Source organism: Staphylococcus sp. Y174-1 (genome assembly GCF_049897865.1).
Lineage (GTDB): Bacteria > Bacillota > Bacilli > Staphylococcales > Staphylococcaceae > Staphylococcus > Staphylococcus saprophyticus.
The window spans coordinates 282,078-294,758 of sequence record NZ_JAFCXB010000002.1; the positions used below are offsets into that span (position 1 = coordinate 282,078).

At 34.9% G+C, this 12,681-nt stretch carries 12 protein-coding genes; all 12 read left to right on the plus strand.

Features of this window, described 5'->3' with window-relative positions; all coding sequences use genetic code 11:
- The first annotated feature begins 200 nt into the window (after positions 1-200).
- On the plus strand, positions 201-1,727 hold the full coding sequence (gene ppx, locus ACP7BT_RS08215) for an exopolyphosphatase (protein WP_002482393.1): 1,527 nt from the start codon (positions 201-203) through the stop codon (positions 1,725-1,727).
- A gap of 67 nt (positions 1,728-1,794) precedes the next feature.
- Positions 1,795-3,954 carry an RNA degradosome polyphosphate kinase gene (locus tag ACP7BT_RS08220; protein ID WP_041079276.1) on the plus strand — a complete coding sequence of 720 codons (2,160 nt, stop codon included), beginning with the start codon at positions 1,795-1,797 and terminating at the stop codon, positions 3,952-3,954.
- Positions 3,955-4,288: 334 nt separating this feature from the next.
- A complete protein-coding gene (locus ACP7BT_RS08225) occupies positions 4,289-5,590 on the plus strand; it encodes a D-serine ammonia-lyase (RefSeq protein ID WP_002482391.1) in 1,302 nt (433 codons plus the stop codon).
- A 168-nt stretch (positions 5,591-5,758) separates the two neighbouring features.
- Positions 5,759-6,574 carry an ATP phosphoribosyltransferase regulatory subunit gene (locus ACP7BT_RS08230; protein ID WP_002482390.1) on the plus strand — a complete coding sequence of 272 codons (816 nt, stop codon included), beginning with the start codon at positions 5,759-5,761 and terminating at the stop codon, positions 6,572-6,574.
- Positions 6,575-6,592: 18 nt separating this feature from the next.
- Positions 6,593-7,210, plus strand: a complete 618-nt coding sequence (gene hisG, locus ACP7BT_RS08235) for an ATP phosphoribosyltransferase (RefSeq protein WP_002482389.1) — start codon at positions 6,593-6,595, stop codon at positions 7,208-7,210.
- Positions 7,200-8,468: a histidinol dehydrogenase gene (gene hisD, locus ACP7BT_RS08240; protein ID WP_228160984.1), complete on the plus strand. Its 1,269-nt coding sequence runs from the start codon at positions 7,200-7,202 to the stop codon at positions 8,466-8,468. The genes hisG and hisD overlap by 11 nt, the downstream gene beginning before the upstream one ends.
- Positions 8,455-9,459 (plus strand): pyridoxal phosphate-dependent aminotransferase, encoded by a 1,005-nt coding sequence (locus tag ACP7BT_RS08245; protein WP_002482387.1) that lies wholly within the window; start codon positions 8,455-8,457, stop codon positions 9,457-9,459. The genes hisD and ACP7BT_RS08245 overlap by 14 nt, the downstream gene beginning before the upstream one ends.
- Complete coding sequence (gene hisB / locus ACP7BT_RS08250) at positions 9,437-10,015, plus strand: imidazoleglycerol-phosphate dehydratase HisB (protein ID WP_002482386.1); 579 nt, start codon at positions 9,437-9,439, stop codon at positions 10,013-10,015. Before ACP7BT_RS08245 ends, hisB begins: the two co-directional genes overlap by 23 nt.
- Positions 10,012-10,608 (plus strand): imidazole glycerol phosphate synthase subunit HisH, encoded by a 597-nt coding sequence (hisH, locus tag ACP7BT_RS08255; protein ID WP_002482385.1) that lies wholly within the window; start codon positions 10,012-10,014, stop codon positions 10,606-10,608. Before hisB ends, hisH begins: the two co-directional genes overlap by 4 nt.
- On the plus strand, positions 10,583-11,287 hold the full coding sequence (gene hisA, locus ACP7BT_RS08260; RefSeq protein WP_069826162.1) for a 1-(5-phosphoribosyl)-5-((5-phosphoribosylamino)methylideneamino)imidazole-4-carboxamide isomerase: 705 nt from the start codon (positions 10,583-10,585) through the stop codon (positions 11,285-11,287). Before hisH ends, hisA begins: the two co-directional genes overlap by 26 nt.
- Entirely contained in the window at positions 11,284-12,042 is a 759-nt protein-coding gene (hisF, locus tag ACP7BT_RS08265; protein ID WP_002482383.1) for an imidazole glycerol phosphate synthase subunit HisF, read from the plus strand. Before hisA ends, hisF begins: the two co-directional genes overlap by 4 nt.
- On the plus strand, positions 12,039-12,671 hold the full coding sequence (gene hisIE / locus ACP7BT_RS08270) for a bifunctional phosphoribosyl-AMP cyclohydrolase/phosphoribosyl-ATP diphosphatase HisIE (RefSeq protein WP_041079282.1): 633 nt from the start codon (positions 12,039-12,041) through the stop codon (positions 12,669-12,671). Before hisF ends, hisIE begins: the two co-directional genes overlap by 4 nt.
- Positions 12,672-12,681 lie beyond the last annotated feature (10 nt).

Consider the following 12,681-nt stretch of genomic DNA (forward strand, 5'->3'; position numbering starts at 1 on the left):
AAGCATACAAGTAGCGATGTTACTGTATGCTTGGTTTTTTTCATCATTACCATTCAAACAATTGACTTATTTGTATTTACATTGGACAATATGAAAATTTTTAATCACAAATTTTATTTTTTAATGTAATATATAGGAAAGAACAGGGTAAACAAAATAGAGCATATGATAGAACCTCATTTTTTACATAGGAGGCAAACATGGAACGTATAGGATTAATTGATATCGGTTCAAATACAATCAGGTTAGTTATTTTCGAATTTGATAAAAAAACAGGTCTAAACGAATTATTGAACATTAAAACACCAGCAAGGCTAAGCCAATATTTAACAAAAGATTTGGCGATGAACAACGAAGGTATTGAAGTATTAACTAAGACATTAAGCAGTTTTAAAACTGTAGCAGATAAGTTTGAAGTAACTGAATTACATCCCATTGCTACAGCGGCAATTAGACAATCAACAAACAGAGACAAAATTATTGAAAACATCAAAAAAGAACTGAATATAAAAATCAAGTTAATACCTGAAGAAGAAGAAGCATTTTATGGTTTTTATGCCATTACTCATACCACAGACATCCAAGATGGTGTTTCTGTCGACATCGGTGGTGGTTCTACAGAAGTGACACTTTTTAAAGACAAAAAGTTAATAGAAGCACACAGTTTTCCATTTGGTGTCGTCACTTTACAGCGTAAATTCTTTGACGGTAAAGATCATAATGATAAATCTTCAATCAAAGATATGGAGAAATTTTTATCTAAACAATTTGATCAACTCGCTTGGTTAAAAGACCAAGAAGTCGCTTTAGTTGGGATAGGCGGTTCAGCTCGTAATGTTGCACGCATCCATCAATCTGAACATTCATACCCTATTGGCGGTGTCCATAATTATACAATGACGGACGATAATATCGATGAGGTATATTCTATACTTAAAAAAAGTTCTCGTGATGAATTGAAAGACATCGATGGTTTAAGTAGAGATCGTGTAGATATTATACTGCCTGCTGTCTCCGTCTTTAAAGTACTGTTTAATAAAATAGAAGCTTCGCAGTTTACATTTTCTCGTAAAGGTTTACGCGAAGGCTATGCCATGAATATTATTAGTGAGCGTTATCCAACAGAATTTAAAAAAGAAAACATTAGAAAAGATGCCCTTTTCCACTTAGCTAATGAATATGGCATAGAGGAATCGAGCGCAAATCAACGTGTTAAATTGGCACAGTCTTTATTAAAACAACTTATCAATTTAGATAAAATTGAGGTATCAGATGACGAAAAAACATTATTTGCCGAGGGTGCTTACCTGTATTACTTAGGTAGATTTATTGATTCAGATTCTAGTTCACCGCACACATATTATATTATTGCTAACTCTATGATTGATGGTTTCAAACATGAGGACCGCGTTAAATTAGCATTGCTTGCAAGTTTTAAAAATAAATCACTGTTAAAATTCTTTAGTCATGAGACGGAATGGCTACGTGGTAAAGAATTGGATAATGTTCAATCACTTGGTGGCATTATAAAATTTGTTAATGCGCTCAACATCTCTCATACAAGTGCTGTTGAGTCGATAGATTTAAAAGAAAAAGATGGCGAGTATACATTATACGTTTACTATAATGGTGCACCAATTGCTGAAGAATATCAGTCACTTCGTCAAAAAAAACATATTGAGAAAATTTTAAAAGAAAATCTTTCTATTATCTTTACAAAATCTTAAAATTCATATGATACGGTATACGTAGCAAAATATGTATTTTAGACTACAACGAGGTGTATAAAGCGTTATGCATAGAAATTTGGGAGATAAAGACTTAAATTTACCGCAATATTATAATAATAGAGAGCTTAGTTGGTTAGATTTTAACTACCGTGTATTACAAGAAGCACAAGATAAGAACAACCCACTATTAGAACAACTTAACTTTATCTCTATATTTAGTTCGAATTTAGATGAATTCTTTATGGTTCGCGTAGCGGGCTTACAAGATCAAGTCAAAATGGGATACGATAAACCTGAAAACAAAGCACAATTAACACCTAAGCAACAACTCGATCAAATTAAGCTAAAGAACAAGGAAATTGTTGATTTACAATACAAGCGTTATAACGAATTAATTGATGACTTAAAACAATATCAAGTAGAAATCATAAAACCAGAACAACTACCTGACGATTTATTGCCTCAACTTGAATCAGAATTTAAGTATGGCATCTTGCCAACACTAACGCCCTTAGGGATTGATGCCTATCATCCTTTCCCTAAATTAAATAATAAAAGCTTGAATATTTTTGTAGATATCGATACAGAAGATGATATTAATTCTGCTATCGTTCAAATACCTTCACTTATTTCTCGATTTTATTCATTTAACAAAGGTGATAAACAATATATCATTTTGATTGAAGATATTATCACCTACTTCATTAACGACTTATTTTCAGGATATACGGTCTTGAACACATTTACGTTTAGAATCACACGTAATGCTGACTTAACTATTCATGAAGATGGCGCAGAAGATTTATTAATAGAAATTGAGCGCTTCTTAAAAGAGCGTAAACGTGGTACTGCTGTACGTTTAGAAGTAGATGGCCGACAAGCGACACATGAGGATATTGTGTGGATTATCAACCAACTAGATGTGCACGATAATGAAGTCTATTTTGTAGATGGGCCTCTCGATTTAACCATGTTGACTGATTTAGTTGACCACCTATCCAATAAGCTGAAATATTTGAAATATAATAAATATGTCCCACAAATACCTCAATCTCTAGGAAATCACAATATTTTTGATTTATCTTTAAAAAGAGATATTTTCTTCCACCACCCATATGAATCATTTGAACCTATTGTTGATTTTATACGGGAAGCAGCTGAAGATCCAAATACTATTGCAATAAAACAAACACTCTATCGTGTAAGTAAGGATTCTCCTATTATTAATAGTTTGAAAAATGCAGCTGAAAATGGCAAACAAGTCACTGTGCTTGTCGAATTAAAAGCACGTTTTGATGAGGAAAACAACGTACATTGGGCAAGAATGTTGGAAGATGCAGGTTGTCATGTTATTTATGGTATGACACATTTGAAAACACATAGTAAAATTACACTCGTTGTTAAGCGAATGAATAATAAATTAACTTCATTCATTCATTTAGGTACTGGTAACTATAATGATAAAACAGCGAATATTTATACCGATATGGGACTGATCACAACGAATGCTGAAATTGCTGAAGATGCGATTAATTTCTTCAATTATTTAAGTGGCTATTCAGTAAAACCTGAATATAACAAATTGATTGTCGCACCTTTCGATATTCGTGATGTCTTTTTAGCTAGAATAGATAACGAAATCAAATCACATCGTGAAAATGGTAACGGTAAGATTATCATGAAAATGAACTCATTAACGGATAAAGATATCATTCTTAAATTGTTTGAAGCATCCTGTGCAGGAGTAAAAGTTCAATTGATCATTCGTGGTATTTGTTGTCTCAAGCCAGGTGTTCCAGGAATCAGTGAAAACATTGAAGTCGTAAGTATCGTTGGTAGATTCCTAGAACATTCACGCATCTATCATTTCCATAATAATGGCGACGACATCATATATCTTTCTTCCGCCGATGCAATGACTAGAAATATGATTAAACGTGTAGAAATTTTATTCCCAGTTGAAGATAAAGATATTGCGAAACGTTTATTAGATTATATGAACTTACAACTCTCAGATAACCAAAAAGGACGTTACCAAGATGAATTAGGTCAATATCATTATATTGAAAATAATTTATCACCTTTAAATTCTCAAGCATTTCTAATGAAAGAAGCTATGGATTATGGCCAACAATTAAAAGAGGATAATACACGCCCACAAGTTATGTCTGTTAACGAGCGTAAAGGCTGGTTTACTAAAATACGTAAGCAATTCAGAAAGTAATTTGTTAGTAAGATAGCTTAGACAAAGCAGTCATTTTAACTAGTCCACAAAGAGTCAGGAACATTCAAAGTTGTTCCTGACTCTTTTTTGTTTATATTTCATCAATCATTTTTCTAACTTACAATTAAAATAAGCAATCACGCTAATTTGTAAAAATATTATCGTTCACTCTGTGTAAACCCATTTTTAAATCGAGTCAATGGTTCTAACTACAATAACCAATATCATCATATTATATCGGCGAATCAGGCGATTTCATCTATTTCTTGTTATAATTAATGTAGCGTGAAATTTATATTTCGTACTGTTATTAAAATGATACGGAGGTATTAATATGAACGATTTAGCAACACTTAAAAAAGATTTCCCTCTCATAGATAGTATGCAAAATTATAAGCCTATTTTTTGGGAAAACACAAATTTTCGTAAACCAGCGTCATTAGCGTTTACTTTAAAAGATATGGAAGACGCTGCGCAACGACTTGAACGATTTAGTAGTTACATAAGCACTGTATTCCCAGAAACGGAAAATAATCATGGCCTTATTGAATCACCTTTAAAACACATACCTTTTATGCAAAATACTTTGACAAACTTAGAGTCCTTACCCACTGAAGGTAAGCTATGGCTAAAATGTGATAGTCACCTCGCTATATCTGGATCAATTAAGGCGCGCGGTGGTATCTATGAAGTACTTAAATTAGCTGAAACGATAGGGATGCAAGATGGCGATTTAAAAGAGACAGATGATTATCGTGTACTGGCTGAGCAAAAATATCAAGGTCTGTTTAGTAAATATAATGTTGCCGTTGGTTCAACCGGTAATTTAGGATTAAGTATCGGTATTATGAGTGCAAAACTGGGCTTTAAAGTGACGGTTCATATGTCTACAGATGCACGTCAGTGGAAGAAAGATCTTTTGAGGTCACGTGGTGTGGAAGTCATAGAACATCAGTCAGATTATCAGTACGCTGTAGCAGAAGGAAGAAAACATGCTGAAAACGATCCTACCTGTCATTTTGTGGATGACGAAGGTTCATCTGACTTGTTTTTAGGATATACAGTCGCTGCATTAAGATTAAAAGCACAATTAGCTGCTGAAAATATACAAATAGATGCTGAACACCCTCTATTTGTATACATACCTTGTGGTGTCGGTGGTGGCCCAGGAGGAGTGACGTTCGGTCTAAAACAAGTCTTTGGAGAACATGTTTATTGTATTTTTACTGAACCAACACATGCCCCTTGTATGTTATTAGGTATGATGACGCAATTACACGATAAAATTTCAGTTAAGGATATTGGCATTGATGGAAGCACAGATGCGGATGGTTTAGCAGTTGCACGTCCATCTCGCTTAGTCGGGCAAATTATGAATACGTTACTCTATGGTATACAGACTGTATCTGATAGCGAAATGTATCGTTATCTATATCTTTTAAGTGAAAAAGAAGATATCTTTATTGAGCCCTCTGCCGCGTCAGGGTTTGCTGGCATTAAATCAGCAATAACATTAGCCAAACAACAGGGCGTCCAAATGAATCAAGCAAATCATATTGTATGGGCAACTGGTGGTAATATGGTGCCTAAAGAAGAAATGCTAAAATATGTTAATCATGGTAAATCTTGCTTATAAGTATTAATCCCTTGCACTTTTTTAAATGCAAGGGCATTTTTATACCGCTTAACCAAAAACATTTTCAGAATATTTATTGAATTCTAAAAATAAATGTGTTAAAGTATTCTTTATTAATTTACTTTAGTTCGGTAGAGAAACAAAGTATATGCAAAGGATGGTTTTAATATGGATGCAGCAACAATCATTAATAACAAAGAAAAAGAACTTAACTTTTTAAAGCATTTTCAACAAGCTGACTTTAACTTAGTAGATTTTAGCTTTATTGAATCTCTAGCTTGGCAAACATTGAATAAAGATGATTTACAGCAAATGACTGAAAGAAGTTTCTGGCAACATGACCATCATATCTTTGCATTACGTAATGATTTCACCGACCAATTATTGCGTTATTACAGTAATTATCCTCCGCGTCATCAAAAAGTAGTTTATGCGGGACCGATTGTTCGTGATAACCATGTCTATACGCAATTGGGTATCGAACATTACAACCCTACCATAACGGATATGCAGGAAGATTTTATGACGTTTTATAAATATATACAACAATATCTTAATGACGATATCGATTTTGTCATTTTAGGACATTATCAACTTATCGATTTACTGTTAACTACTAAAGAACAAACAATAACGATTTTAAAATTAGTACAAGAGCGTAATATTTCAGAACTTTCATCCGAACTTGGCACTTCTCATCCGCTTGTTCAATTATTGACAACAAAAACAACGGATCAATTAGATTTACTAAGTCAACTCTTTCCTTACGATCATCGTACAATACAAGCTTTGCGTCGTTGGGAACAGTGGTTTAAGTCATTAAATGTAAAAGATATACATTTAGATATCACACCACAACCGCCTCGTTCATATTACAAAGGTGCATTTTTAAAATGTTATCTAAAAAATGATAAAAACCACCAACTTACGGGAGGTTTCTACAAAGGTGAATTAGATGGTTTTGGATTAGGTTTTATATTATAAATAAAAGGAGTTCTTATTATGCTTACAGTAGCTATAGCCAAAGGTCGATTATTAAAAAGCTTTATTACTTATTTAAAACAAGCTAATGAACAAGAACTAGTAGATGCATTAGAAAAACGAGAACGTCAATTATTAATTTCTGTAGGATCTATTCAAATCGTATTAGTTAAAGGTAGCGATGTCCCTATTTATGTAGAACAAGGTGTAGCTGATGTCGGGATTGTTGGCAGTGATATTTTAGAAGAAGGAAATTATACAATTAATAATTTGGTGGATTTACCATTTGGAGATTGTCATTTTGCTTTAGCTGCTAAACCAGAAACTTCTTCTTTCAATAAAATTGCTACGTCGTATGTAAAAACTGCACGTGCCTACTTCGAAGCACAAGGTATAGATGTAGAATTGGTAAAACTATCAGGTTCTATTGAATTAGCTTGTCTCGTAGAAATGGTGGATGGAATAGTAGATATTGTACAGACTGGTACAACACTAAAATCAAATGGCTTAGTTGAAAAAGATACGATTAAACCCATTAACGCGAAACTTATCACAAATAAGCAATCCTATTTTAAAAAATCATCTGAAATTGATGCTTTTTTATCAACACTGGAGGTGTCACTCATTGATCATAGATAAAACGCTATTTTTGAAAAAGTATTTAAACCAATCTTCCTTAAATGAAGACCTATACCCCATCGTAAAGGATATTTGCGAAAACGTCAGACTTCACGGAGATGATGCCCTCAGAAATTATAATCAACAGTTTGATCAGGTAGAGACTTGCAATTTAGAAGTCGCTTATCAAACTTTAGAAAATGCCTATAATCGCCTAGACAGTGATTTACGTGAGGCCTTACAACAAAGTCACGCGCGTATTCAATCTTACCAAGAATCCATTAAATGGACTAAGCAACAAGGCACATCAGATTGTTATGAATTGTATCATCCTTTAGAACGCGTTGGCGTATATGTACCAGGTGGTAAAGCCAGTTACCCATCAACCGTCTTAATGACAGTAACACTGGCAAAGGTAGCTGGTGTAAAAAATATATCTGTAGTCACGCCCCCACAACTAAATGGTATACCAGATATCGTATTAGCCGCCTGTTATATCTCAGGTGTCGATAACGTTTATCAAGTTGGAGGTGCTCAAAGTATTGCTGCCCTAGCTTACGGTACAGAAACATTGCCAAAAGTTGATAAAATTGTAGGACCTGGTAACCAATTTGTTGCCTATGCTAAGAAATACCTCTTTGGTCAAGTAGGAATTGATCAAATCGCGGGCCCTAGTGAAATTGCATTAATTATTGATGACTCTGCTGATTTAGACGCCATCGCATATGATGTATTTGCACAAGCAGAGCACGATGAACTTGCAAGAACTTTTGTCATTAGTGAAGATGAAGCATTATTAAAACAACTTGAACAAAAAATACAGCACATACTTCCTCAAATTGAACGTCAATCAATCGTTCAAGCAAGTTTAAATGATAACCATTTTTTGATACATGTGAATAACTTTAGCGAAGCGTGTGATTTAATGAATCTCATTGCACCAGAACATGCTTCAATACAAACAGTTTCACCACATGATTATCTAAATCATGTCCGTTACGTCGGCGCACTATTCTTAGGTTATTATTCACCTGAAGTTATTGGTGACTATGTCGCTGGCCCAAGTCACGTACTGCCAACCAATCAAACAGCTCGATTTACCAATGGTCTATCTGTTAATGATTTTTTAACACGTCATTCAGTGATAGATTTATCAAAAGATACATTCGATACCGTAGAACTGACTGCGCGTAAATTAGCCCATGTTGAACAATTATATAATCACGAACAATCCATAGAAATTAGAACATCAAAGGAGTTTAACGATGATAAGAATTAACAAAAATGAAAGCCCACTTCGCCCTTTAACAGAAGCACAACTCACATCGATTATACATCATGCTTCATTTAACTTTTATCCAGATGAAGAATATGAACGATTTAAGGCAGGTTATGCGCGTTATTATAATCTATCACCAGACCAAATTATTGCAGGTAATGGTTCTGATGAATTAATTCAAAAATTAATGCTTATCATGCCAGAAGGTCCAGCATTAGCACTTAATCCAGATTTCTTTATGTACCAAGCCTATGCCGACCAAGTTCATCGACCAATAGCGTTTGTAAATGCAGATAACGACTTAACATTTAATCTAGAAAATATATTAAGTCGCATTGAAACAGTGCAACCCGCATTCTTTATTATGAGTAATCCACACAATCCATCTGGCAAGCAGTATAATCTAACATTTTTAACTGCAATTGCAGATAAAATGAAAAATATTGGTGGTTATTTTGTTATTGATGAAGCTTATTTAGATTTTGGGGATGCCTACACGCTTGAATTGCAACCACATGTTCTTCAAATGCGTACCCTTTCAAAGGCATTTGGTATTGCCGGTTTACGTTTAGGCGTGTTAATTGGAACACCTGAGACGATTCAACTTATACAAAGTATTGAACATCCTTATCCATTAAACACACTCACTTTACACATTGCACTTTTCATGTTTGAACATATTGATAAGACACGCACATTCATTGAACATCAGCGTGCATTAGCTGTTAGATTAAGACAAATGTTCCAAGATAATGTTAGCGATATAATGAAAGTCTTCCCTTCATCAACTAACTTTGTCTTAACAAAAGGATCCGCAGCGCAAAGTCTTGGCCTTTATATTGAAGATCATGGCTTCTTACCTAGACGTTATGACGAACCAAACATGAACGATTATGTAAGATATTCCATCGCCACAGACGACCAGTTAGACCAATTAGAACAGCTCATTAAATCATGGAGGTCACAATATGATATTTCAAAAGAAACGTAAGACTGCAGAAACAGAGTTATCAATCATTTTAGCCGATGACAAACGAACAAGTGAAATTAACACAGGGGTTGGTTTCCTAAATCATATGCTCACACTCTTTACGTTTCATAGTGGGCTGTCAATTATAATTGAAGCAAATGGAGATACCGATGTAGATGATCATCACGTAACAGAAGATATTGGCATCGTACTAGGTCAGCTATTATTAGACATGATTCGAGAACGCAAATCTTTCCAAAGATATGGTGTGAGTTACATCCCTATGGATGAAACTTTATCTCGTGCTGTAGTTGATATTAGTGGACGCCCTTATTTATCGTTTAATGCCACTTTGAGTAAAGAAAAAGTAGGCACATTTGATAGCGAATTGGTTGAAGAGTTCTTCCGTGCTTTGATCATCAATGCACGTTTAACTACGCATATTGATCTACTTAGAGGCGGCAATACGCATCATGAAATTGAAGCCATATTTAAATCATTTGCCCGTGCATTAAAAATGGCACTTTCAGAAAATGATAATGATAACATCCCTTCATCTAAGGGTGTGATTGAGTGATTGCGATCATTGACTACGGATTAGGTAATGTAAAAAATGTTCAACGCGCAGTTCAGTATTTAGGATACGATGCGATATTGACCGATAAGTATAACGAAATTGCAAATGCTGATGTCGTCATCTTACCCGGTGTAGGTCACTTTAAAGATGCCATGCAAGCAATTAACGAGCGCGGTTTAGCAAATATAATCACATCCATTACGGATAAACCAGTGATTGGTATCTGTCTCGGTATGCAACTATTTTATCATTGGAGTGCAGAGGGTGATGTCAAAGGGTTAAATATTTTCCCGGGAAATATAATTCCAATACAGTCCCCTTATCCTGTACCGCATTTAGGATGGAATAATCTAATAAGTAAACACCCTTTATTATTACATGATGTTTACTTTGTCCATGCGTATCAAGCTGAAATGTCACAACATGTGGTTGCTTACACAGAATACGGCACAAAAATCCCAGCAATTGTGCAATATCAAAATTATATCGGCATTCAATTCCATCCAGAAAAAAGTGGTGATGATGGATTAGCAATACTTAATCAAGCACTGAAAGGCGGATTTCAAGATGATCAAACTATGGCCGGCAATTGATTTAATCAATGCTACTAGCGTGCGACTTACTGAAGGTAAATACGATTCAGAAGTTAAAATGGCGCGTAGCGCAGAAGAAAGTGTACTTTTCTACAATCAGTATCAGTGTGTAGACCGAATTCATATCGTCGATTTAATTGGTGCAAAAAATCAAGTATCCATCGAGAGTGACTATATCAATCAATTACGCTCACTGACTGATAAACCTATGGAAGTTGGCGGTGGTATTAGAGATAGAAATACCATTGACACTTACTTTAATAATGGTATTGATTATTGTATCATCGGCACCAAAGGTATCGAAGATTTAGCGTGGTTATCGCACATGACACAAGCATTTCCAAATCGTTTATATCTATCCATTGACGCTTACCGTCGACAAGTCAAAATTAATGGCTGGGAAGAAGATGCTGGCCTCGATATCTTTGATTTATTACAACAAGTAGAAGCTCTCCCACTCGGTGGTATCATTTACACAGATATTTCTAAAGATGGCAAACTCGAGGGCCCTAATTTCGAAATCACACAACAATTAGTTCAAGCAACTCAAAAACCAATTATTGCTTCTGGTGGTATTCGTCATCAACAAGATTTAGCCCAATTAGAATCCATTGGCGTTCATGCAGCCATTGTTGGCAAAGCTGCACACAACGCTACCTTCTGGGAGGGATTGTCATGATTAAAAAACGCATTATTCCATGCTTAGATGTCAAAGATGGTCGCGTCGTCAAAGGCATTCAATTTAAAGGCTTGCGTGATATTGGCAACCCTGTAGATTTTGCACTTTATTATAATGAACAAGGTGCTGATGAACTTGTTTTCTTAGACATTTCACGTACAGAAGCTGGACATGATCTTGTACTTGATGTTATTTCGGAAACAGCAGAAAAACTTTTCATTCCATTGACAGTTGGCGGTGGTATTTCAACCATTGACGATATCTCTCAATTATTAAACCACGGTGCAGATAAAGTATCCTTAAATTCAAGTGCACTTAAAAATCCAAGTTTTATAAAGGAAGCCAGCGAAAAATTTGGACGACAATGTATATGTATCGCCATAGATAGCAATTACGATAGCGAACTAAATGATTATTTTTGTTACACACACGGTGGTAAACAGCGAACGGATAAACGCGTTTATGATTGGGTTCAAGAAGTTGAAGCCCTAGGCGCAGGTGAACTTCTCATTACAAGTATGACGCACGATGGTATGAAACAAGGTTTTGATGTCTCACACTTACATGAAATTGAAAAACTTGTGAATATTCCCGTTATCGCTTCTGGTGGTGGCGGAAATCCTGAACATTTCGTTGACTTGTTTAAAGAAACAAACGTTTCAGCGGGACTTGCGGCAAGCATATTACACGATAAAGAAACAACTGTGAATCAAATTAAATCATCAATGAAACGAGGAGGTATTCCAGTAAGATGACTACTCAAGAGCCTGATTTTGACAAAGGACTTATCCCTGTTGTATTACAAGATGTACGTAACAAGCAAGTGCTCATGCTAGGATATATGAATGAAACTGCCTATCAAAAAACACTCACTGAGGGAATTGTTACATTTTACTCTCGCTCAAAAGAACGTTTATGGACTAAAGGTGAAACTTCAGGTCACACTCAAATAGTGAAACATATCCATCTGGATTGTGATCAAGATACATTGCTTATTGAAGTACTTCCAAACGGACCAACCTGTCATACAGGTAATCAAAGTTGTTTTAATACGTCCGTACCTTTTAATGTGCAACAACTTGAACAAACAGTTGCAGCAAGTGCGCAGGCAGATAAAAGTAATTCGTATACTCAATATTTATTAAAAGAAGGACTTGAAAAAATAACTAAAAAATTTGGTGAGGAAGCATTTGAAGTGGTGATTGGTGCAATGAAAGGCGACGTTGAAGAAGTGACGAATGAAACCGCCGATGTTATGTATCACCTTTTTGTATTATTACATGCTTTAAATATTAAATTTGAAGAAGTTGAAAAAGTACTAGCAAAACGTCATCAAACAACTAATAATTTTAAAGGCGAACGAAGTGATATTGATCACTGGTAAGCGTCAAAAT